We start from the raw sequence: 21,725 nt of genomic DNA, 5'->3' as shown, positions 1-21,725 counted from the left end.
GGCTACGACCCGCCGTCAGCCGCGCGCATCCACCGCCAGCAGACGGCATCCGGCCTCGCGCACCGCGTCGAGCACCGCCGCATCGGCGACCTCGCCGCCGGTCACGACCGCCTCGAAGTCGGCGAGCGCGCCGACGCGCCCGAGGTGGGTCACGCCGAGCTTCGAGCCGTCGGCGACGAGCACAGCCCGATCGGCGGCGCCGAGCATCGCGCGCTTGACCTCGGCCTCGGGCAGGTTCACGTTCGTGACGCGCCCGGCACGGTCGACGCCGGTGCAGCCGATGATCGCGAGGTCGGCGTGCAGGCCCTCGAGCGTGGAGGCGGCGACGGGGTTCACGAGCGAGTGCTGCAGCGGACGCAGCGTGCCGCCGGTGACGATCACGTCGAAGCGCGGGATCGCCCGCTCGAGCGCGAGGGCGACCGAGAGCCCGTTCGTGATGACGACGACATCCGCCAGCTCGGTGCGCTCGACGAGCGCCTCGGCGACCGCCAGCGTGGTGGAGCCGACGTCGAGCAGCACGCTCGTACCCGGGGCGACGAGAGCCGCGGCACGACGCGCGATGGCCCGCTTCACGGCGCTCTGCCGTTCGCTCGAGAGCTCCATCGACGACTCGCGGTGCTCGGGAACCGGCGGCATCGCTCCGCCGTGCACGCGCCGCAGCAGCCCGTCCGCGGCGAGCGCCTCGAGGTCGCCGCGCAGCGTCACGGTGCTCACGCCGAGCTCGTCGGCGGCATCGGCCACGCGCACGAAGCCGCGCTCGGCGACGAGGGCGGTGAGCTGTTCGCGCCGCGCCGTCACCGGGCGCGCGGCGGGGTCGATCCGATCGTTACCGGCCATGTCCGTCCCTTCGATGCCGGATGCGGTGAGCGACGACCGCTTTCGATACCTGTCGAAAACGAAAGTCGCGCTTTCGATATCGTAATGCGGTGACCGCTGCCGGCATCGCCATCCACCCCACGCGTCTCGCCGACGGCCGCGAGCTCATCTACTTCGACGACGCCGACACGACCCTCGGGCCCGAGCGCCGCCTCGACACCCGCACGCTCGATGCGCGCCCCGAGACGGCCACCATGCGTCTCGACGTGCTGACCGGCGAGTGGGTGTCGATCGCGGCGGCCCGGCAGAACCGGGTCGTCAACCCGAGCGCCGCGCTCGACCCGCTCGCCCCGCAGAGCGACGACAACCCCAGCGAGATCCCCGATCTCTACGACGTCGCCGTGTTCGAGAACCGCTCCCCCTCCTTCGGCCCCGCGCTCGCGGGCGCCTCGACGGATCCGGTGGATGCGCCGGTCGCCGCCGACGCGCCCCAGGGTCTCGCCGACCTCGCGACGCTCGGCTACGGCCGCACCCGCACCTCGGTCGGCCGCTGCGAGGTCGTCTGCTTCAGCCCCGAGGCCGAGGGTTCGTTCGGAACCCAGACGCCCAGCCGCGCCCGCACCGTGATCGAGGCCTGGGCGCACCGCACCGCCGCGCTCTCCGCCCTGCCCGGCGTCGAGCAGGTGTTCCCCTTCGAGAATCGCGGCGCAGCGATCGGCGTCACGCTCCCGCACCCGCACGGGCAGATCTACTCCTACCCCTACATCACGCCGCGCACCCAGCGGCTGCTCGCCTCGCTCGACGAGCTCGGGCCCGACATGTTCGACCGCATCCTCGACAGCGAGCGCGACTCCTCGCGCGTGCTGCTCGCCGGCGAGCACTGGACCGCCTTCGTGCCCTTCGCCGCGCGCTGGCCCCTCGAGATCCACCTCGTGCCGCATCGCCACGTGCCCGACTTCGCCGCGACGAGCGACGCCGAGCGCGACGAGCTCGCGCAGGTCTACCTGCGGCTGCTGCGGGGCGTGGATGCGATCTACGGCGACCCGACGCCCTACATCGCCGCCTGGCACCAGGCCCCCGTCAACGTCGCCCGCGACTCCGCGCGCCTGCATCTGCAGCTCACCTCGCCGCGCCGCGGCCGCGACAAGCTCAAGTACACGGCGGGATCGGAAGCCGCTATGGGAGCCTGGATCGGCGACATCCGCCCCGAGGCCGCCGCCGAGACCATCCGCGCGGCGATCCCCGCCGGCGTCTGACCGCCTCTCCCGCCTCATCCCTGCTTCACGCACCCGTTCGAAACGCGAGACCACCGCATGACCGACATCCGCGACGACGTCGCCGACGCCTTCTTCGCCTTCACCGGCCGCGAGCCCGACGGCATCTGGTCGGCGCCGGGCCGCGTGAACCTCATCGGCGAGCACACCGACTACAACGAGGGCTTCGTCTTCCCCTTCGCGATCGACCGCCGCACCGTGATCGCCCTCGGCGCGCGCGACGACCGCAAGCTGCGCATCGCCTCCGCCTTCAGCGAGGAGCTCGCCGAGCACGACCTCGACGACCTGACGCCGGATGCGCTGAGCGGCTGGTCGGCTTACCCGCTCGGCGTCGCGTGGGCGCTCGGTCAGTTCGGCGCCGACCTCGCGGCCGTGCCGGGCGTCGACATCTTCATCGAGTCGGATGTGCCGGTCGGCGCCGGCCTCTCCTCCTCGGCCGCGATCGAGTCGGCTGTCGCCGTCGCCCTCAACGATGTGTGGCAGGTCGGCCTCGACTTGGAGACGCTGGCGAAGGTCGGCCAGAAGGCGGAGAACGACGCCGTCGGCGCTCCCACCGGGATCATGGACCAGTCGGCCTCGCTGCTCGGCCAGACCGACTCGGGCGTCTTCCTCGACTGCCGCAGCCTCGATGCGCAGGTCATCCGCCTGGGCTTCGCCGAGGCCGGCCTCGCGGTGGTCGTGATCGACACGCACGTCGAGCACGAGCACGCTTCGGGCGGCTACCGCGAGCGCCGCGCCTCGTGCGAGAAGGGCGCCCGCGAGCTGGGCGTCAGCTCGCTGCGGGATCTCGACGAGGATGACCTGCCCCGTGCCCAGCAGACCCTCGATGACGAGACCTTCCGCCGCGTGCGCCACATCATCACCGAGAACCAGCGGGTGCTCGACACCGTGCGCACCCTGCGCGAGCTCGGCCCGCGCGCGATCGGCGACCTGCTCGACGCCTCGCACCGCTCGATGCGCGACGACTTCGAGATCTCGGTACCCGAGCTCGATCTCGCCGTCGAGGTCGCCCAGTCGAACGGCGCTCTGGGGGCACGGATGACCGGTGGCGGCTTCGGCGGATCGGCCATCGCCCTCGTGCCGCTCGAGTCGGTCTCGCTGCTGCAGGTCGCGATCGACGGCGCCTTCGCCGAGCACGGCTTCACGGCGCCGACGACCTTCGTCGTGCGGCCGTCGATCGGAGCCCAGCGCGACCGCTGAGGCGACGAGGCTCGCCCAGCCGAGGCGCCCTCAGCCCGGAAGCACCAGCGGCAGCGGCAGCGGCTCGGTGAGCGGAGGCGGATCGCTCGCGAGCCGCGCGTGCGTCTCGACGTCGAAGCGCGCCTCGCCGTAGCGGAGCTTCTGCCTCTCGATTCCCTCGGGCTCGAATCCCGCCCTCGTCGCGACCCGACAGGACGCCGGGTTGTTGACGCGGTGACCGAGCTCGAGCCGGAACAGTCCGTCGTCGAAAGCGTGCGCGGCGACGCTCGCCAGCGCGCGAACGGCCAGCCCTTTCCCGCGTGCCGACGCGGCAAGCCAGTAGTGCGCCCACGCGGTGCCATGACGACGCTCGATCGCGCTCACTCCGATGTTGCCCACCGCGACGCCCTGAACCGTGATCGCCCAGTTGCGGGCGTGTTCGCTGAAACCGAGCGCCCCGACGAGGTGCTGCTCGGCCGCTCCCGCGTCGTCGAGATCCCAGCCGAACTGCGAGTCGAGGTCGGCGGCGGATGCGCGGGCCGACCGGAGCGCTTCGAGGTCACCCGACGACCACGGCCGAAGAATCGCATCCACGATGTCCACGTTATCCGCGCGCGACGAGCGAGCGCGGGGTCCCGTTCCCGCGGCGGGGTGACGACACCCCGCGCTCGGAACGGAACCCCGCGCTCGGCGGTTCTCGGCTCGGCTGTGGCGGCGGCTAGGCCAGGCCGGCGGCGCGCTCGGCCGCCAGCACCACGTTCTGCATCAGCATCGCGCGGGTCATCGGGCCCACCCCGCCCGGGTTGGGCGACAGCCAGCCCGCGACCTCGGCGACGCCCGGGTCGATGTCGCCCGCCAGCTTCGCCTTGCCCGACTCCGTGACGCCGACGCGGGTGACGCCCACATCCAGCACCGCGGCGCCCGGCTTGATCCAGTCGGCCTTCACCAGGTGCGGCTGGCCGACGGCCGCGACCACGACATCCGCCCGCCGAACCTCGGCGGCCAGGTCGGCCGTGCGCGAGTGCGTGAGCGTGACGGTCGCGTCGACGCCCTTGCGGGTGAGCAGCAGCCCGAGCGGGCGGCCGACCGTGAGTCCGCGGCCGATCACGACCACGTGCCGGCCCGAGAGCGGCACCTCGTGGCGGAGCAGCAGCTCGACCACGCCGGCCGGGGTGCACGGCAGCGGCGTCGTCAGCTCGCCCTCGACGCCCAGCACGAGCTCGCCGAGGTTCGCCGGGTGCAGCCCGTCGACGTCTTTGGCGGGGTCGACGGCGGTGATCGCCGCGTGCTCGTCCATGCCCTTCGGCAGCGGCAGCTGCACGAGGTAGCCGGTGACGGCCGGGTCGGCGTTGAGGCGCTGGATCTCGGCGTGCACCTCGGCCTCGGTCGCATCGGCGGGCAGGTCGACGCGGATCGACTCGATGCCGATCTCGGCCGAGTCGCGGTGCTTGCCGCCGACGTAGCTGACGGAGGCGCCGTCCGCGCCCACGAGGAGCGTGCCGAGGCCCGGCACGACTCCTCGCTCGCGCAGCACGTCGACGCGCTGCTTCAGCTCGGACTTGATCGCCGCCGCGGTGGCGACACCATCCAGACGGATCGCGGTCATGCGCTCAGGCCCAGGTCGTCGGGGAGGTGAGGCCCGGGTACAGCGGGAACCTCCCCGCCAGCTCGGCCACGCGCGCGCGCAGCGCCGGGATGTCGGCGTCCTTCTGCAGCGCGAGCGCGATGATGTCGGCCACCTCGGTGAACTCGGCGTCGCCGAAGCCGCGGGTCGCGAGCGCCGGGGTGCCGATGCGCACACCCGAGGTCACCATCGGCGGGCGCGGGTCGTTCGGCACGGAGTTCTTGTTGACCGTGATGCCGGCCTCGTGCAGGCGGTTCTCGGCCTCCTGGCCCGAGAACTCGGAGGTGCGCAGGTCGACGAGCACGAGGTGCACGTCGGTGCCGCCGGTCAGCACGTCGATGCCGGCCGCCTTCGCGTCGGGCTGGGTGAGGCGCTCGGCGAGGATCGCGGCGCCGCGCACGGTGCGCTCTTGGCGTTCCTTGAACTCGGGCTCGGCCGCCAGCTTGAACGCGGTCGCCTTCGCGGCGATGACGTGCATGAGCGGGCCGCCCTGCTGCCCCGGGAAGACGTTGGAGTTCATCTTCTTCGCGATGTCGGCGTCGTTGGTCAGGATGAAGCCTGAGCGCGGACCGCCGATCGTCTTGTGCACGGTCGACGAGACGATGTGGGCGTGCGGCACCGGCGACGGGTGCAGCCCCGCGGCCACGAGGCCGGCGAAGTGCGCCATGTCGACCCAGAGCTTCGCGCCGACCTCGTCGGCGATGGCGCGGAAGGCGGCGAAGTCGAGCTGACGGCTGTACGCCGACCAGCCGGCGATGATGACCTGCGGCTTCACCTCGAGCGCGCGCTGGCGCACCACATCCATGTCGATGCGCTCAGTCTCGGGATCGAGGCCGTAGGCGTGCGCCTCGTAGAGCTTGCCCGAGAAGTTGAGCTTCATGCCGTGGGTCAGGTGGCCGCCGTGGGCCAGCTCGAGACCGAGGATGCGGTCGCCGGGCTGCGCGATCGCCGACAGCACGGCGACGTTCGCGGAGGCGCCCGAGTGGGGCTGCACGTTGGCGAACTCGGCGCCGAAGAGCGCCTTGGCACGATCGATGGCGAGCTGCTCGACGATGTCGACGAACTCGCACCCGCCGTAGTAGCGACGGCCGGGGTAGCCCTCGGCGTACTTGTTGGTCAGCACCGAGCCCTGCGCCTCGAGCACCGCGCGGGGAACGAAGTTCTCGCTCGCGATCATCTCGAGGGTGGTGCGCTGGCGGTCGAGCTCCAGCTCGAGCGCGCGGGCGACCTCGGGGTCGACGTCGGACAGGGGGGCGTTGAACGTGTCGGACACGGGGCTCCTCAACTGAAACGGGGTGTCGGTCACGGCCCAGGCGTACGGCCGTTCTGCTCGCCTGAGCGGCAGATCCCTTGAGTCAGTCGCTCCCTGATGGTGAGCCCATCCGAACGCCAGTCGCGACGCCGCGAGTCTACCGCCAGCGCCCGACTCCTCAACCCCGCGCGAGCCGCCCGGCGACGACTGGACCGCCCTCTCCCGACCGCCCCGATGGGACCGGCGGATGAGCGGGGATCAGCCGAGCGGATGACGCCGTTCAGACCCCGCGCCGACGTGCCCGCGCGGGGCGACGGCTGTGATGGATCCATGACCCCGCACAGCCCCCGCCCGTCCCGCACCGACCGCCGCGTCGGAGTCGGCAGCGGCATCCGACACCGTGCCGGCCGTCGCGCCGCGCTCGTCACCGGCGCGGCCGCGCTGGCCGCCGCATCCCTTCTGCTGGCCGGCTGCTCAACCCTCATGGACAGCATGCACAAGGTGCACAGCGAGTCGTTCGACGATCACGTCGAGGCGGCGAAGGGCTGGATCGGGGTGCAGCTGCCCGAGTGGATCCCCGCCTCGGCCACCGACATCCGCAACGTCGCGACCGACGACGAGACGAACGCCGTGATCGCGGCGAAGGGCGGCGACCTGCCGTCGTGGTGCCTCGAGATGCCGCGCCAGGGACTCCCCTTCGACACGCGCTTCGGCAAGATCGGCCTGCCCGATCGTGTGCAGCGCTGCGGCGACTACGAGATCGTCGACCAGGACGGCGAGTGGATCGGCTGGTACAGCGCCCGAGAGCCCGGCGCCAAGCCCTCCGCCGGCGCCGTGCCGGTGAGCCACCTGTCGGGATCGCCGTCGCCGAGCGGCTCCGCCGGCGGCAGCTTCAGCGGCGATGCGCCGAGCGGATCGGCGTCGCCCGAGACCGCGAACGGCTGACCGCGAACGACGACCCCCACCTCCGGAGAGGAGAACCGAGATGACCCGCTTCCTCGCGCAGCTGCGCCGCGCCGACCTGCAGAACTCGCCCGAGGCGATGCTCGTGCCGCTGGCGCTCGGCATCGTCGTGATCGTGGCGACCGCGCTCGCCCACGTGATCGGCGGCTGAGCGCCCGGTCTCTGCGACAACTGTCGCGTGCATCTCATATCTGAGAATGAAATCTGAGTGCAGACCCGGAAAGCAAGCGGATGGGCCGGTCGATATCTCACATGCGAGTTACGATCGCGCTGTGACCGACACCACCACGCTCACCCCGTCCGACTCCCCCGCCCTCGATCCCACTCCCACCGGGTCGATCGCCGTCACCCCCAGCGCCCCGCTGCGCGAGGTCGGCGCCCTCATCCGCGGAGCCCGTCAGGGCCGCGGTCTCACGCAAGCCCAGCTCGCCGAGCGCGTCGGCACCAGCCAGAGCGCCGTCAACCGCATCGAGCAGGGCGGCCAGAACCTCAGCCTCGAGCTGCTCGCCCGCATCAGCGGCGCGCTCGACCAGCAGCTCGTCTCGATCGGCGGCGCCCCGCAGCGCTCGCACCTGCGCGTGCAGGGCGGCCGCAAGCTCAGCGGATCGATCGCGGTCAACTCGAGCAAGAACGGCGCCGTCGCCCTGCTCTGCGCCGCACTGCTCAACCGCGGCGTCACCCGCCTGCACAAGGTCGCGCGCATCGTCGAGGTCGACCGCATCATCGACGTGCTACGCAGCCTCGGCGCGAGCGTCACCTGGAGCGCCGACGGCGAGACCCTCGAGATCATCGCCCCCGCCGAGCTGCGCCTCGACGCGATCGACGCCGACGCCGCCCGCCGCACCCGCAGCGTGCTCATGTTCCTCGGGCCGCTCTCGGGCCGCTTCGACAGCTTCCGCCTGCCCTACGCCGGCGGCTGCGACCTCGGCACCCGCACAGTCGAGCCGCACCTCATCGCGCTGCGCCCCTTCGGCGTCGGCGTGGATGCGCAGGCCGGCTGGTACGACGTGAAGGTCGCCCGCGACGGCCGCACCACCCGCTCGATCGTGCTCACCGAGCGCGGCGACACCGTGACCGAGAACGCGATCCTCGCCGCCGCGGCGCACGACGGCGAGACCGTCATCCGCAACGCCAGCCCGAACTACATGGTGCAGGACCTCTGCTTCTACCTGGAGCTGCTCGGAATCCGCATCGAGGGGATCGGCACGACGACCCTGCGCGTCACCGGGCAGAGCGAGATCCGCGCGGATGTCGACTACTGGCCGAGCGAGGACCCGGTGGAGGCGATGAGCCTGCTCACCGCCGGCATCGTCACCGAGTCGACGCTGACCGTCACGCACGCGCCGATCGAGTTCCTCGAGATCGAGCTCGCCACGCTCGCCGAGATGGGCCTCGTCTTCGACGTGAGCGAGGAGTACCCGGCGGCGAACGGCCGCACCCGCCTCGTCGACATCACGGTGCACCCCTCGAAGCTGCGCGCGCCGATCGACAAGATCCACGCGATGCCGTTCCCCGGCCTCAACATCGACAACCTGCCGTTCTTCGTGATCATCGCCGCGATGGCCGAGGGCACGACGCTCGTGCACGACTGGGTCTACGAGGGCCGAGCGATCCACCTGCTCGACCTCACCCGCCTCGGTGCAAGCGTCACGCTGCGCGATCCGCACCGGCTCGACGTCAGCGGGCCGGCGCACCTCTCCGGCGCCGAGGTCAGCTGCCCGCCGGCGCTGCGCCCCGCTGTCGTGATCCTGCTCGCGATGCTCGCGGCGAAGGGCGAGAGCGTGCTGCGCAACGTCGACATCATCGCCCGCGGCTACGAGGGGCTGCAGGAGCGCCTCGTGTCGCTCGGCGCCTCGATCGACACCTTCCGCGACTGACGCGGGCTCGACCCGAGTGACGAGGGGGATGCACGCGGGCCGGCCGCGCACATCCCCCTCCGTCGTGCCACCTCCGTCGAGCCTCGACGACTAGACACGCCGGTCGTCCCCCGTTCGGGGGTGACAGCGCTGTCAATCTGTGATCTGATGACCGAGTTCTCGTTCGCCACCTTCGATGGAGCAGGTCGTGCCAGCACCCACCACGTCATCCCCCGCCACCCGCGTCACGCGCACCGCGCTCGCCGGTGGTCTCGCCCTCGCGATGGCCGCCGCCGGAGCGCTCGCCACGGTCCCCGCACCCGCCGAGGCCGCGACGACGCTGATCACCAACCCGGCCGCGACCGTCGACCCGTTCATCGGCACGGCGAACGCCGGCAACACCTTCCCCGGCGCGGTCGCCCCCTTCGGCATGCTCGGCTGGAGTCCCGACCAGAGCACCAAGCGCAGCGACGGCACCATGCGCACCCCGAGCCCGAGCGGCTACGAGTACGGCGCGAACACCGTGCGCGGCTTCTCGCTCACCCACGTCTCCGGCGCCGGCTGCGCCGGGCTCAGCGGCGACATCCCCTTCCTGCCGATCACCCAGCAGGTCACGACCTCGCCGTCGGCCGCCGACGCCGCCGGCACGCCGATGACGACGACGTTCTCGCACGCTCGCGAGAGCGCCTCGCCCGGCAGCTACGCGGTCGACCTCGACAACGGCGTCGGCGTGAAGCTCGCCGCCACCACCCGCACCGGATCCGGCACCTTCAGCTACCCGAAGGGCTCGCCCGCGACGATGCTCGTGCGCACCTCCGACTCGCTCGTCGGATCGAGCGATGCCGACATCCAGATCGACGCGAAGCACCGCCGCATCACGGGCTCGGTCACGAGCGGCAACTTCTGCGGCGGCTTCACCGGCGACGGAATCCTGCAGAAGAGCTACTACACCGTGCACTTCGTGGCCGAGTTCGACACCGACTTCACCACGACCGGAACCTGGCAGGATGCGGCGCTCACCCCCGGCTCGACGAGCGCCCAGGGCGGCACCACCTACCCCGGCGGCTACCCGCCGGCCGGCAAGGGCTCGGGCGGCTACGTCAGCTTCGACACGTCGAAGAGCCGCAGCGTGAACATGCGCGTCGGCATCAGCTACGTCGACCTCGCGGGCGCGAAGAAGAACCTCGCGACCGAGAACCCGGTCGGCACCACGCGCGCCCAGGTCGCGAAGCAGACCAAGGCCGCCTGGAACACCGAGCTCAACCGCATCCGCACCGGCGGCGGCACCGCAGCCGAGCGCACGACCTTCTACACGGCGCTGTACCACTCGCTGCTGCACCCCTCGATCGCCAACGACGTGACCGGCGAGTACACCGGCATGGACCTCGCGACGCACAAGCTGACCAAGGGCCAGCAGGCGCAGTACCAGACCTTCTCGGGCTGGGACGTCTACCGCTCGCAGGTGCAGCTCGTCACGCTGCTCGACGCGAAGCGCGGCAGCGACGTCGCCCAGTCGCTGAAGAACCAGGCCGACCAGAACGGCGGCGTCTGGGATCGCTGGACCCACAACTCCGGCACGACCCACGTCATGGTCGGCGACCCCTCGGCCGCGGCCCTCGCCGGCATCGTCGCCTTCGGCGGCACCGACTTCGACGTGAAGGGCTCCTACGCCTCGCTCGCGCAGGCCGCCCGGGTTCCCACGGAGGACGACCTCTCGCGCGCCGGCTGGAACATCGCCGTCGTCGGGCAGCGCCCCTCGCTCGACCAGTTCCTGAAGTACGGCTACTACCCCGAGGGCTGCAACGCCTGGGGATGCCCGAACGAGACCCTCGAGATGGGCGCCGCCGACGCCGGCCTCGCCCAGCTCGCGCAGCACCTCGGCCTGACGAAGGACTACACCGAGTTCACGACGCGCTCGCAGTCGTGGCAGAACCAGTTCAACCCGCAGGCGACCGACCACGGCGGCTACATCCAGGGCCGCAACGCCGACGGATCGTGGAAGTCGGGCTTCGACCCGGCCTCGAGCGACGGCTTCGTCGAGGGCACCGCGGCGCAGTACACGTGGATGGTGCAGCACGACCCGGCCGGTCTGTTCGCCGCGATGGGCGGCAAGGAGGCGGCGGCGAAGCGTCTCGACGCCTTCTTCCACGAGGTCGGCGACGAGAACGGCAACGGCGTGCCGAACGAGTGGACGCTCGCGGGCGGCTCGTGGGACACCAACCTGCATGCCAACGTCGACAACGAGCCGTCGATCGGCACGCCCTGGCTCTACGACTACGCGGGTCAGCCGTGGAAGACGCAGGAGACGGTGCGCGAGACGATCCGCCAGCTCTGGATCGACACGGAGGACGGCCAGCCGAACGGCCCCGACGGCATCCCCGGCAATGACGACCTCGGTCAGATGTCGTCGTGGCTCGTGTTCGCCGCGATGGGCATCTACCCGCAGAACCCCTCGCGGGCCGAGCTCGCGACCGCGACGCCGCTGTTCCCCGAGATCGTGCTGCACCGCGCGAGCGGCCCCGTGCTGCACCTCTCCTCGCCCGGTGCGGGTCTTGACAAGCCCTACATCCAGTCGATGAAGGTCGACGGCACGAAGACCTCGAAGGTCTACCTGGATGCGGCGGCCATCACCCGCGACACCCAGATCGACTACACGCTGTCGGCGACGCCGAACACGACGCGCGGCACCGCCGAGTCCGACGCCCCGCCGTCGGTGCGCGACGGCGAGCGCTCGCACCTCGCGTCGATCGTGCCGTCGAACCTCTCGGCGGCGCCGGGCGGCACGACCGATCCGGTGAAGGTGCACGTGCAGCGCATCGACCAGGCCGACTCGTCGCCCGTCACCTGGACGGTCGAGGGCGCCGAGGGCATCAGCGCGAGCCCCGCATCCGGCACCATCGCCCTCGACGGCACGGGAGCCGGGGATGCCGCGGTCACGCTGCGCGCCGCCGCCGACACCGCGATCGGCGACCACACGGTCACCGTCACGGTGAAGGCCGGCACGCAGACGCTCGCGACGCAGAAGGTGACGGTCACGGTCGCGGCGCAGGTGAGCGACCTCGCCGGCAGCGGCTTCGAGGCGGGGCAGCCGCAGGCGCCGGCCAGCCAGGTCGTGACGAACGACGGCGTGGGCGGCTACTGCTGCGGTCTGACCGGTCCGGAGAGCAAGGTTCAGACCGGCGACCCGCACAGCGGCACGGCCTCGGTCGTCTACTCGGGCCGCGGCACGAAGGAGGGCGCGACGGCGTCGAACGTGCTGCTCGACCTCTCGGCCTCGAAGACCGCCGTGCAGAAGGGCGACACGCTCTCCTACTGGGTGCGTCCGCAACAGGACGGCGGACCGTTCGGCGACTATGTGCAGGATGCGAGCGCCGACGTCGCGGTCGACGTGCGCTTCACCGACGGCACGCTGCTCAGCGCCGACGCCCCGACGGCCTCCAACGGCGCGGCCCTGACCGCGGCCGCCCAGGGGAAGGCGCTCAAGGTCGACACCTGGAACCGCGTCACCGCCGAGCTGCCCGACTCCGTCGTCGGCAAGACGGTGGATGCGCTGCTGCTGTCGTTCGCGCCGCACACCCACGGCGGCGACGCCGACAAGGTCGGCTACCTGCGCGGCTGGGTCGACGATGTCGCCCTGCAGCGCCCGGTGCCGCCGGTCACCGCGACCCCGGCGACGGGTATCGCGGCGACCGCCGGCGCGGTGTTCGAGGGCGTGCTCGCGACGGTCGCGCACGGTGACGCGTCGGCGGCCTCGTCGTACACGGCCACGATCGACTGGGGCGACGGCTCCACGCAGGTCGCCGGAACCGTCGCGCCGCTCGGCGTCGGCGACGACGGAGCCCCCACCTACGGTGTCTCGGGGTCGCACACCTTCGTGAAGCCCGGCGTCGTGACGGCGACGATCACGGTCGAGGATGCGGACGGCGTGCGCGCCAGCACCACGGTGCCGATCAGCGTCACCGCGCCGGCCGCCGCGCGCTCGACCACGCGAGCCGGCGTGCAGAGCTGATCGGAGGGGTGCGGAGCCAGCGCATCCCGTCGATCATCGGCCGCGGTCCGACGTGACGTCCCAGTCGCACGTCGGGCCGCGGCCGATTCCGTGCCGGTGCTCCGTCAGCGCGTCAGCTGATGACGCGCGCGCCCTCGCCGATGCCGACGAGCGCCAGATTGCGCAGCGATTCGCCGCCCACCGTGAAGTAGTCGTTGTGGCTGACGGCGGCCGTGAGGTCGGATTCCGTGATCGGGTCGTGCGCGCCGTCGACGCCGAGCTTCGTCGCCCCGAACGACGCCTGGCGCGGCTGGTTGCCGAACACGCCCGCATCGCCGATCGGATCCCACGGCGCCGCGCCGACCCAGACGCCGTCGCGCACGGCGAGGTCGCGCACGTTGGCGACCGGCCCGCCGGGCGAGCCGACCATCGCGAGCGAGTCGACGGTCACATCGTCTTCGGAGAGGGAGAGCATCGCGGCCGTCGTGCCGTAGCTGTGCGCGAGCACCGACACATAGGGGTGGTCGTCGCGGGCGGCCGCGAGCCCACGCAGCGAGGCGGTAAGCGCCTTCTGACCGGCGCGCGCGTTGTCCATCGCGGCGACGTTGACGAGGGTCGGGGTCTCGTAGCCGATCCACGAGACGACCGCGCTCGTCTCATCGCCGCGGCCGAGCCGCTTCAGCCACTCGCCCTGCTGCTTCTGCAGGTCGGCGGCCGTCGTCGTCCACGGCACGATGCGCGCATCCACGCCGTAGAACATGCCCGGCACCAGGAAGCTGACATCGTCGGCGGTCTGCAGGTCGCCCACCACGATGACGGCCGTGCCGTCGCCGCGCGGGTCGAGCGAGACGAGCTGGCGCTGCGCTCCCCCGTCGGCGGGCGTGAGCGCCTCGCGCACCTGCTCGAGCATGTGCAGGCGGGTCGTCAGCTCCGAGGCCTTCGCGCGGCCGACGCCGTTCTGCAGGCGGGTGCGGATGTCGCCGGTCACCTCGTCGAGGTAGCGCTTGTTCGCCGTGCTGCGCTGCGTGTACGGGATGCCCTCGAGTGCTCCGACCAGCTGCGGCGCCTCGGCGATGAGCGAGCGGCGCGCGTCGGTGCTCGAGTCGCGCCACCAGGTCGCGACCGCGGCGGCCGGCGGCGGCGAGCTGAGCAGTCGGGGAACGAGCTTCGGGTTGTCGCCGAGCACCGTCGCGAGATCGTCGCGCTGCAGCAGCGAGAGCTGAGCGAGCAGCGTCGTGCCGCGCAGGGTCGGGATGCGCTCGAGCGCATCCTGCGCGAGCTTCTGGGCGGGCTGCGGGCCGATGAAGGGCGCGGGGCCGAGCGCGGCGGGCAGCGCGGCCGGGTCGACGGCGGACGCGAGGGAGGTCGCCGCGCGTGCGGTGGCCGGGGATGCGGCGGCGCGGTCGGGGACTGCGGCGCCGCGGTCGAGGGGCGCGACGGCGACGACGGCGGTCGGGGTCACGGGCACGCCAGAGACCTCGACGACGGATCCCAGCGTCGTCGAGGTGACGAGTACCGCTGTGACGTCGAACAGCACGGCAGGGGTGTCCCCTCGGGTAAGCACCGCCGGAGATCGGTCCCAGTCACCCCGGCGGCGAGGCCTTCAGGATACGCATCTGTCCGCCCCCATCAGGGGGGAGTTCACGAAAAAGTAACGCGCGAGAGGCTTTGAAACGCAAAATCACCCCCGTCCGGGGGTCGACAACGCAAGGATCGTGACGTGCACGGGGGTCAATGGCACGGCGCGTCGCGCTTTCGCACTCGTTAACGGACGCGAAGGACCCATCGGATTACTCGGCCGCGGCGTCCCCCGCCGGGGTCTCGGCGGCACTCGACGGGTCCGCGTCGCCGCCCGCGACCGGGTCGCCGATCGCGGCGGGCCCGCCCTCGACGAGCAGCGCGAACTGCGCCGCGTCGATGATGCGCACGCCGAGGTCTTCGGCCTTCTGCAGCTTCGAGCCGGCGCCGGGGCCGGCCGCGACGTAGTCGGTCTTCTTGCTCACGCTGGACGCGGCCTTGCCGCCGGCCTGGATGATCGCCTCCTGCGCGCCCTCCCGGGTGAAGCCCTCGAGCGATCCGGTCGCGACGACCGTGAGACCCGAGAGCGGTCCGCCCTCGGCGGCTGCCGCCCCGGGACCGGGGTGTCCGGGCGTCGCCCACTGCACGCCGTCGGCGGCCCAGGTCTCGACGATCTCGCGGTGCCAGTCGACCTCGAACCAGTCGAGCAGGGCGTCGGCGATGATGCCGCCCACGCCATCCACCGCCGCGAGCTCCTCGCGCGTCGCCGAGCGGATCGCGCCGAGCGAGCCGAAGTACTGCGCGAGCGCGCGGGCCGCGACCGGGCCCACGTGCCGGATGCTCAGGCTGACCAGCAGACGCCAGAGCTCTTTCGTCTTCGCCTTCTCGAGCTCGGCGAGCAGGGTGTTCGCCACCTCGGAGGGGTGGATGACGCGGAAGTCCTTCTTGAGGCCGGCCTTGCGACGCTCGGCCGCATCCAGCCCCTCTGCCTCGGGCGGGTACTCGAGACTTACCTTCTGGAAGGGAGTGCGCGTGCGCAGCGTGCCGTCGTCTTCGGTCTTCTGCAGCCCGGTCTCGGCATCGCGCACGATGACCTGGATGCCGATGATGTCGTCGATCGTCAGCCCGAACAGCCGGGCCTCGGTCACGAGCGGGGGCACCTCGGGCACGTCCGGCTGGGTGAGCGCGGCGGCGCCGACCTCGCCGAGTCCTTCGATGTCGAGCGCGCCGCGCGAGCCGATGTGCTCGACCCGGCCGCGCACCTGCGCCGGGCAGGCCTTCGCGTTGGGGCAGCGCAGGTCGACGTCGCCCTCCTTGGCGGGGGCGAGCTTCGTGCCGCACTCGGGGCAGTTCTCGGGCATGACGAACTCGCGCTCGCTGCCGTCACGCAGCTCGGCCACCGGCCCGAGCACCTCGGGGATCACGTCACCGGCCTTGCGCAGCACGACGGTGTCGCCGATCAGCACGCCCTTGACCTTCACGACGTCCTGGTTGTGCAGGGTCGCCTGGCGCACCTCGCTGCCGGCGACGCGCACCTTCTGCATCACCGCGTAGGGGGTGGCGCGGCCGGTGCGGCCGACGCTGACGACGATGTCGAGCAGCTTGGTGTTGACCTCCTCGGGCGGGTACTTGTACGCGATCGCCCACCGCGGGGCGCGGCTGGTGGCGCCGAGCTCCTCGTGCAGGGCGAGCTCGTCGACCTTGACGACGACGCCGTCGATCTCGTGCTCGACGCTGTGCCGGTTCTCGCCGAAGCGGCGGATGTAGGCGGCGGCGCCCGCGGCATCCTGCGTGACCTCGAAGTAGGGGCTCGTCGGCAGGCCCCATCCCTTCAGCAGCCCGTAGACCTCGGACTGCGCGGCCACGGGCGGGTTCGGCCAGGCGCCGATGCCGTGCACATAGAGCGAGAGCTCGTGGATGCGGGCGAGCCCGGCCTCGAGCTCCATGCCGTCTTTCTTGTCGAGCTGCTGGCGCAGGCCGCCGCTCGCGGCGTTGCGCGGGTTGGCGAGCGCCGGGAAGCGGCGGGCCGCGGCGAGCGTCGTCTTCTCCTCGTCGAACGCGGAGCCCTGCTTCGCTCGGGCGTCGTCGACGACGCGGTCGCGCAGGCTCGCGAGCAGGACGTTGAGGCGCTCGAAGGCCTCGACGGCGAGGAAGATCTCGCCGCGCACCTCGACGAGCTCGGGATGCCCCTCCCCCTCGAGCCGCTGCGGGACGCCGGGGATGCGCAGCACGGTCGGCGTCACATCCTCGCCGGTCACGCCGTCGCCGCGGGTGGCCGCGCTGACCAGACGACCGCGCTCGTAGCGCAGGTTGATCGCGAGGCCGTCGATCTTGAGCTCGCAGAGGAAGTCGACGCGGCGGCCGGCGTCGCGCTCGACCTTGGCCGCCCACTCCAGGAACTCCTGCTCGCTGAAGACGTTGTCGAGGCTCAGCATGCGCTCGGCGTGCACGACCGGGTCGAAGAGCGACGAGACGCGCCCGCCGACGGTCTGCGTCGGGCTGTCCTGGCTCTGCAGCTCGGGGAAGAGCCGCTCGAGCTCTTCGAGGCGGTGGATGAGGCGGTCGTACTCCTCGTCGCTCGCCTCGGGCGTATCGCGCTGGTAGTACGCCTCGCGCAGCTCGACGATGCGGTTCGTCAGCTCGTCGGCCTCGCGCTTGGCGGCGCTGAGATCGGCCCGCGTCGCCGCGGGCACCTGCTCGGGGGAAGAGTCATTCGCGCTGCGTCCTCGTGCCACGGGGTCAGCCTAGGGCGCACCACCGACGCCGCCGGGGATGCTCGGCGGGCGCCCGGACGAGCGACGGATGCGCGAGCGTCGAGACCTGGGTGCATTAAATGTGCAACTCATGGGTTGCATTATTCGCAGAGCACGCGCATCCTTCTTTTGCAATCATTCGGTTGCACTTCATAATCGGAAGGACCAGGATCATGAGCATGACCGCCAACGAGCCCGCCGCGATCGACCACGACTCCTTCGCGGTGCGACGCAGCATCCGCATCGCCGCGAGCCCGGCGAAGGTCTGGGCCGCCGTGACCGAGCCCGAGCACATCAGCCGCTGGTTCAGTGAGAGCACCGAGCTCGACCGGCTCGAGGTCGGCGGCGCCGGCCGACTCGTCTGGAAGGACTACGGCGGCTTCCCCTTCGAGATCGTCGAGCTGGATGCGCCGCGCGCGATCGCCTACCGCTGGAGCAACGAGCCCGCGCTGCTCGACACCGCGCGGCCGGATCCGGTGCGCTCGACCGTATTCCGTTTCACGATCGAGCCCGACGGCGACGGAGCCGACGCGGGCACGGTGCTCACGGTCGTCGAGACGGGATTCGCGGCGCTGAGCGATCCCGCCGCGGCGCTGGAGAGCAACCGGGGCGGATGGACGCACGAGCTCGACGAGCTGGTCGCCTACCTCGAGGGCGGCGACGGCGCCGAGAGCGGCCCGGCCGCCGCGGAACACGCATGACCGAGCGGCTCGTGGCCGTCTTCGCCGCGCTCGGCGACGACACCCGCTGGAGCATCCTGCTCGCGCTCGGCGAGGGCGACGCCTCGGCGTCCGCGCTCGCCGAGCGGCTGCCGGTGACCCGGCAGGCGATCGCGAAGCACCTCGCCGTGCTCGAGCAGGTCGGCGTGGTCGAGTCGCACCGCGTCGGCCGTGAGCTGCGCTGGAGCGTGCTCGGCTCACGGCTCGGCGACACGGCGCGCGAGCTCGACCGCATCGGCGCCGAGTGGGATCGCCGCCTGGCCGCGATCAAGCGGATCGCCGAGGGCCTGTAGCCGTGTCGGCGGCGTCGGCGAGACTGGCCGCATGAGCGCAGCCGAGAGGGTCCGCGACCGCTTCGTGACCGCCGTCGATGCCGACCGGCTCGGCGCCTACGGAGTGCACATCCTGCTCGGCGCCGATGACGCGGCCGGGCACCGGTGGCGCAGCGACGATCGGGTCAACCTCTATTCCGTGTCGAAGGGCGTCAGCGCGCTCGCCGCCGGCATCGCCGCCGACGAGGGACTGCTGACACTCGACACCCGCGTGCCGGAGCTGCTGGGAGGCCTCGAGCTCGGCGCCGGCGTCGAGGGCGTCACCCTGCGCCACCTGCTGACGATGACGAGCGGTATCGACTTCGAGTGGTTCGGCGATCAGCCCGTGCCCGGCGCCGATCTCGCCCAGGCGATGCTCGGCCGCCCCAGCCGCGGTGCCGGCACCGTCTTCCAGTACTCGGACGCCAGCACCTATGTCGCGATGCGAATGCTCGGCGCGGCCGTCGGCGACGTGCGCGACTGGCTGCTCCCCCGGCTGTTCGAGCCGCTCGGGATCGACAATCCGCAGTGGCACCGCTGCCCGCTCGGCTGGATCGTCGCCGGCTCCGGGCTTGAGCTGCGCACCGAGGAGCTCGCGCGCGTCGGCCGGGTGCTGCGCGACGGCGGGCTCTGGCACGACCGGCGGATCGTGTCGAGCACCTGGATCGACGGGATGCATTCCGGCTGGGTGCCGACCGGCGCCGACGCCCCGTTCGCGCGCTACGCGATCGCCGGCTGGGAGGAGCGCGACTCGATCTGGCGACTCGACGCCCGCTACGGGCAATACGTGATCGTCGATTCCGAGAGGGATGCGGTCGTCACGATCACGGCACACGAGGAGACCGACGACCATCGGCTCGTCGACGCCGCACTCGACGCGCTGGACGCGGAGATCGGCGGCCCGGCCTGACGCCGGAAGCCGCGACGGGTCGGACTCAGGCGGGAACCGGGACCGGGTCGACGGCCGGCGCCGCGCTCACGGTCCGGTCGATCGTGACCTGACCGAGCACACGCGTGCCGACGTAGACGACGGCGCTCTGACCGGGCGCGACGCCGTCGAGGGCTGCCTCGGGACGGATGACCAGCTCGCGGGCCTCGTCCGCCGCGCCGTCCGCCGCATCCATGACCCGCGCGGTCGCCGGGACGGGCTCGCCGTGCGCGCGCACCTGCACGTGGCAGGCGAAGCCGGCCTCGGCATCCGCGGGCGGCCGCCCGGCCCAGCTGAAGCGCGAGCCCGCCAGCTCGGCGACGGCGAGCGCCTCCTTCGGGCCGACCACGACCTGGTTCGTCACCGGACGCACCTCGAGCACGAAACGCGGGCGACCATCGGGCGCCGGAACACCGAGGTTGAGCCCCTTGCGCTGACCGACCGTGAAGGCGTGGGCGCCGGCGTGCGTGCCGACCTTGGCCCCCGACTGGTCGAGGATCTCGCCTGGCTCGGCACCCATCTTGTCGGCCAGCCAGCCGCGGGTGTCGCCGTCGGGGATGAAGCAGATGTCGTAGCTGTCGGGCTTCGCCGCGACCGTGAGCCCGCGGGCGGCGGCTTCGGCGCGCACCTCGTCCTTCGACGGTGTCGCACCGAGCGGGAAGACCGCGTGCTCCAGCTGCTCGGCCGTCAGCACGCCGAGCACGTAGCTCTGGTCCTTCGCCCACGCGGCCGCGCGGTGCAGCTCGCGGTGCCCGTCGGCATCTTCGCGGATCTCGGCGTAGTGCCCGGTCGCAACGGCGTCGAAGCCGAGCGCGAGCGCCTTCTCGAGCACGGCGGCGAACTTGATGCGCTCATTGCAGCGCAGGCAGGGGTTCGGGGTTCGGCCGGCCGCGTACTCGCTGATGAAGTCGTCGACCACGTCGTCGGCGAAGCGCTCGCTGAAGTCCCAGACGTAGAAGGGGATGCCGAGCAGGTTCGCGGCGCGACGCGCGTCGAGCGCGTCTTCGACCGTGCAGCAGCCGCGGCTGCCGGTGCGCAGGGTTCCGCGGTTGCGGCTGAGGGCGAGGTGCACGCCGACGACGTCGTGCCCGGCCTCGACGAGGCGCGCGGCCGCCACGGCGCTGTCGACGCCGCCGCTCATCGCCGCGAGGATCCTCATGCCTCCAGGGTAAGCGTGACCCGACCGGACCGCTGGCCGCTCAGCGGCCGAGCGAGGGGATGCGCTGCGCCAGCCCGGCGGACCGGGCGCGGTCGACGACGCCCGGCAGCACCGCGAGCAGCGCGTCGATGTCGTCGGCGGTTGAGTCGGGGCCGAGGGTGAAGCGCAGCGCGCCGCGCGCGGTCGCGGGGTCGACGCCCATGCCGAGCAGCACGTGCGAGGGCTCGGGCACCCCGGCCTGGCACGCCGACCCGGTCGACACGGAGAAGCCCTCGAGGTCGAGCAGCATGAGCAGCGAGTCGCCCTCGCAGCCGTCGAAGGTGAAGTGGACGTTGCCGGGCAGGCGGGTAGCGGTTGCAGACCCGGATCCGGCTGCGGACGCGGCAGGCGCCGGCCCGCGCAGCACCGCACCCGGAACGGTCGCGATGACGCCGTCGATCAGCCGGTCGCGCAGTTCCGCGAGCTGCACGGCGTGCGCGCCGAGGATCTCTGCGGCGACCGCCGCCGCCGTGCCGAAGCCGGCCGCGCCGGCCGCATCCTGCGTGCCGGAGCGCCCACGCTGCTGGCCGCCGCCGTGCAGCAGCGCCTCGACATCCCAGCCGCGGGAGAGCACGAGCGCGCCGACGCCGACGGGTCCGCCGATCTTGTGCGCCGAGACGCTGATCGCGGCGGCGCCGGTGCGGTGCGCATCCACCTCGACCTGGCCGTAGGCGGCGATCGCGTCGAGGTGCACGGGCACGCCGACCGCGGCCGCGAGCGCGACGATCTCGTCGACCGGCTGCAGGGTTCCGACCTCGTTGTTGGCCCACAGCGCGGTGACGAGCGCGACGTCCGTGCCGTCGCCGAGCGCGCGCTCGAGGTCGTCGAGGCGGATGTGCCCCTCCGCGTCGAGCTCGACCCACGAGAGCTCGGCGCCCTCGTGCCGTTCGAGCCACTCGACCGAGTCGATCGTCGCGTGGTGCTCGCCGCGCGGCACGACGATGCGCGGCCGCGGCAGCACTGCGGCACGACCCGAGCCCGCGACCGCGCCGGTGCCGGTGCCGGTGCCGGCGCCCGCGTTCCGCGCCCAGAACAGCCCCTTGATGCCGAGGTTGACCGCCTCGGTGCCGCCCGAGGTGAAGACGATCTCCATCGGATCCGCGCCGAGCGACGCGGCGACCTGCTCGCGTCCCTCCTCGAGCACCTCGCGGGCGCGCTGCCCGTCGGCGTGGATCGACGAGGGGTTGCCGACCGTGCGCAGGGCGTGCGTGTAGGCCTCGAGAACCACCGGCCGCAACGGCGAGGTCGCGGCGTGGTCGAGGTAGACCGTCATGCCGTCCTCCGTACTGGGGCCTCGCGCATCCCGTTCTGGGGACGGCCCACGTCAGGGAGGCCGCTCGCACCGC

At 72.2% G+C, this 21,725-nt stretch carries 17 protein-coding genes and 1 riboswitch; of the genes, 9 read left to right on the top strand and 8 right to left on the bottom strand.

Going from position 1 to position 21,725, the window contains the following annotated elements; genetic code table 11:
• Positions 1 to 15: 15 nt before the first annotated feature.
• Positions 16 to 837, bottom strand: coding sequence for a DeoR/GlpR family DNA-binding transcription regulator (locus tag BJ979_RS08520; protein WP_179567034.1), 822 nt, complete (start codon positions 835 to 837; stop codon positions 16 to 18).
• Between the two features lie 89 nt (positions 838 to 926).
• Here BJ979_RS08520 and galT point away from each other — a divergent pair, with 89 nt between their 5' ends.
• On the top strand, positions 927 to 2,072 hold the full coding sequence (gene galT, locus BJ979_RS08515) for a galactose-1-phosphate uridylyltransferase (RefSeq protein ID WP_343046645.1): 1,146 nt from the start codon (positions 927 to 929) through the stop codon (positions 2,070 to 2,072).
• Between the two features lie 57 nt (positions 2,073 to 2,129).
• Entirely contained in the window at positions 2,130 to 3,290 is a 1,161-nt protein-coding gene (gene galK, locus BJ979_RS08510; RefSeq protein ID WP_179567032.1) for a galactokinase, read from the top strand.
• A 30-nt stretch (positions 3,291 to 3,320) separates the two neighbouring features.
• Here galK and BJ979_RS08505 read toward each other — a convergent pair whose 3' ends face one another.
• From BJ979_RS08505 to glyA, 3 genes are all read right to left on the bottom strand, one after another.
• Positions 3,321 to 3,863 carry a GNAT family N-acetyltransferase gene (locus BJ979_RS08505; RefSeq protein WP_179567030.1) on the bottom strand — a complete coding sequence of 181 codons (543 nt, stop codon included), beginning with the start codon at positions 3,861 to 3,863 and terminating at the stop codon, positions 3,321 to 3,323.
• A 124-nt stretch (positions 3,864 to 3,987) separates the two neighbouring features.
• Complete coding sequence (locus BJ979_RS08500) at positions 3,988 to 4,875, bottom strand: bifunctional methylenetetrahydrofolate dehydrogenase/methenyltetrahydrofolate cyclohydrolase (protein ID WP_179567028.1); 888 nt, start codon at positions 4,873 to 4,875, stop codon at positions 3,988 to 3,990.
• 4 nt (positions 4,876 to 4,879) lie between these two features.
• On the bottom strand, positions 4,880 to 6,166 hold the full coding sequence (gene glyA, locus BJ979_RS08495) for a serine hydroxymethyltransferase (RefSeq protein ID WP_179567026.1): 1,287 nt from the start codon (positions 6,164 to 6,166) through the stop codon (positions 4,880 to 4,882).
• Between the two features lie 27 nt (positions 6,167 to 6,193).
• A riboswitch (ZMP/ZTP riboswitch) is annotated at positions 6,194 to 6,300 on the bottom strand.
• 175 nt (positions 6,301 to 6,475) lie between these two features.
• On the opposite strand from glyA, the gene BJ979_RS08490 reads away from it, so the two are divergent.
• From BJ979_RS08490 to BJ979_RS08480, 4 genes are all read left to right on the top strand, one after another.
• Positions 6,476 to 7,090, top strand: a complete 615-nt coding sequence (locus tag BJ979_RS08490) for a hypothetical protein (RefSeq protein ID WP_179567024.1) — start codon at positions 6,476 to 6,478, stop codon at positions 7,088 to 7,090.
• Positions 7,091 to 7,130: 40 nt separating this feature from the next.
• On the top strand, positions 7,131 to 7,259 hold the full coding sequence (locus tag BJ979_RS17935) for a hypothetical protein (protein WP_281360918.1): 129 nt from the start codon (positions 7,131 to 7,133) through the stop codon (positions 7,257 to 7,259).
• Between the two features lie 121 nt (positions 7,260 to 7,380).
• A complete protein-coding gene (locus tag BJ979_RS08485) occupies positions 7,381 to 8,985 on the top strand; it encodes a helix-turn-helix domain-containing protein (RefSeq protein WP_425502468.1) in 1,605 nt (534 codons plus the stop codon).
• Between the two features lie 187 nt (positions 8,986 to 9,172).
• Positions 9,173 to 12,973: a GH92 family glycosyl hydrolase gene (locus BJ979_RS08480; protein ID WP_179567020.1), complete on the top strand. Its 3,801-nt coding sequence runs from the start codon at positions 9,173 to 9,175 to the stop codon at positions 12,971 to 12,973.
• A gap of 112 nt (positions 12,974 to 13,085) precedes the next feature.
• Here BJ979_RS08480 and BJ979_RS08475 read toward each other — a convergent pair whose 3' ends face one another.
• Both BJ979_RS08475 and ligA read right to left on the bottom strand, forming a co-directional pair.
• The gene (locus BJ979_RS08475; protein WP_179567018.1) at positions 13,086 to 14,489 is read right to left on the bottom strand and encodes an alpha/beta hydrolase; all 1,404 of its coding nucleotides are present in this window, start codon (positions 14,487 to 14,489) and stop codon (positions 13,086 to 13,088) included.
• A gap of 253 nt (positions 14,490 to 14,742) precedes the next feature.
• Positions 14,743 to 17,205: an NAD-dependent DNA ligase LigA gene (gene ligA / locus BJ979_RS08470; RefSeq protein WP_179567016.1), complete on the bottom strand. Its 2,463-nt coding sequence runs from the start codon at positions 17,203 to 17,205 to the stop codon at positions 14,743 to 14,745.
• Positions 17,206 to 17,402: 197 nt separating this feature from the next.
• Here ligA and BJ979_RS08465 point away from each other — a divergent pair, with 197 nt between their 5' ends.
• From BJ979_RS08465 to BJ979_RS08455, 3 genes are read left to right on the top strand one after another with little or no spacing between them, the layout of a single operon-like run.
• Entirely contained in the window at positions 17,403 to 17,924 is a 522-nt protein-coding gene (locus BJ979_RS08465) for an SRPBCC domain-containing protein (RefSeq protein ID WP_246286726.1), read from the top strand.
• Positions 17,921 to 18,235: an ArsR/SmtB family transcription factor gene (locus BJ979_RS08460; RefSeq protein ID WP_179567014.1), complete on the top strand. Its 315-nt coding sequence runs from the start codon at positions 17,921 to 17,923 to the stop codon at positions 18,233 to 18,235. Before BJ979_RS08465 ends, BJ979_RS08460 begins: the two co-directional genes overlap by 4 nt.
• Positions 18,236 to 18,266: 31 nt before the next feature.
• Positions 18,267 to 19,163: a serine hydrolase domain-containing protein gene (locus BJ979_RS08455; protein ID WP_179567013.1), complete on the top strand. Its 897-nt coding sequence runs from the start codon at positions 18,267 to 18,269 to the stop codon at positions 19,161 to 19,163.
• A 25-nt stretch (positions 19,164 to 19,188) separates the two neighbouring features.
• Here BJ979_RS08455 and mnmA read toward each other — a convergent pair whose 3' ends face one another.
• Together mnmA and BJ979_RS08445 are read right to left on the bottom strand one after the other, a co-directional pair.
• Complete coding sequence (gene mnmA, locus BJ979_RS08450; RefSeq protein WP_179567012.1) at positions 19,189 to 20,340, bottom strand: tRNA 2-thiouridine(34) synthase MnmA; 1,152 nt, start codon at positions 20,338 to 20,340, stop codon at positions 19,189 to 19,191.
• A 40-nt stretch (positions 20,341 to 20,380) separates the two neighbouring features.
• Positions 20,381 to 21,652: a cysteine desulfurase family protein gene (locus tag BJ979_RS08445; protein ID WP_179567011.1), complete on the bottom strand. Its 1,272-nt coding sequence runs from the start codon at positions 21,650 to 21,652 to the stop codon at positions 20,381 to 20,383.
• Positions 21,653 to 21,725: the final 73 nt, after the last annotated feature.

It is taken from the genome of Schumannella luteola (assembly GCF_013408685.1).
Taxonomy (GTDB): domain Bacteria; phylum Actinomycetota; class Actinomycetes; order Actinomycetales; family Microbacteriaceae; genus Schumannella; species Schumannella luteola.
The sequence above is the reverse complement of the archived record's forward strand: the minus strand, read 5'-3'. Positions and strand labels throughout refer to the sequence as shown.

Coding starts and splice junctions, on each gene's coding strand:
- BJ979_RS08520 (WP_179567034.1), bottom strand. CDS start 837: ATGGCCGGTAACGATCGGATCGACCCCGCCGCGCGCCCGGTGACGGCG.
- galK (WP_179567032.1), top strand. CDS start 2,130: ATGACCGACATCCGCGACGACGTCGCCGACGCCTTCTTCGCCTTCACC.
- BJ979_RS08500 (WP_179567028.1), bottom strand. CDS start 4,875: ATGACCGCGATCCGTCTGGATGGTGTCGCCACCGCGGCGGCGATCAAG.
- BJ979_RS08490 (WP_179567024.1), top strand. CDS start 6,476: ATGACCCCGCACAGCCCCCGCCCGTCCCGCACCGACCGCCGCGTCGGA.
- BJ979_RS17935 (WP_281360918.1), top strand. CDS start 7,131: ATGACCCGCTTCCTCGCGCAGCTGCGCCGCGCCGACCTGCAGAACTCG.
- BJ979_RS08465 (WP_246286726.1), top strand. CDS start 17,403: ATGACCGCCAACGAGCCCGCCGCGATCGACCACGACTCCTTCGCGGTG.
- BJ979_RS08460 (WP_179567014.1), top strand. CDS start 17,921: ATGACCGAGCGGCTCGTGGCCGTCTTCGCCGCGCTCGGCGACGACACC.
- BJ979_RS08455 (WP_179567013.1), top strand. CDS start 18,267: ATGAGCGCAGCCGAGAGGGTCCGCGACCGCTTCGTGACCGCCGTCGAT.
- mnmA (WP_179567012.1), bottom strand. CDS start 20,340: ATGAGGATCCTCGCGGCGATGAGCGGCGGCGTCGACAGCGCCGTGGCG.
- BJ979_RS08445 (WP_179567011.1), bottom strand. CDS start 21,652: ATGACGGTCTACCTCGACCACGCCGCGACCTCGCCGTTGCGGCCGGTG.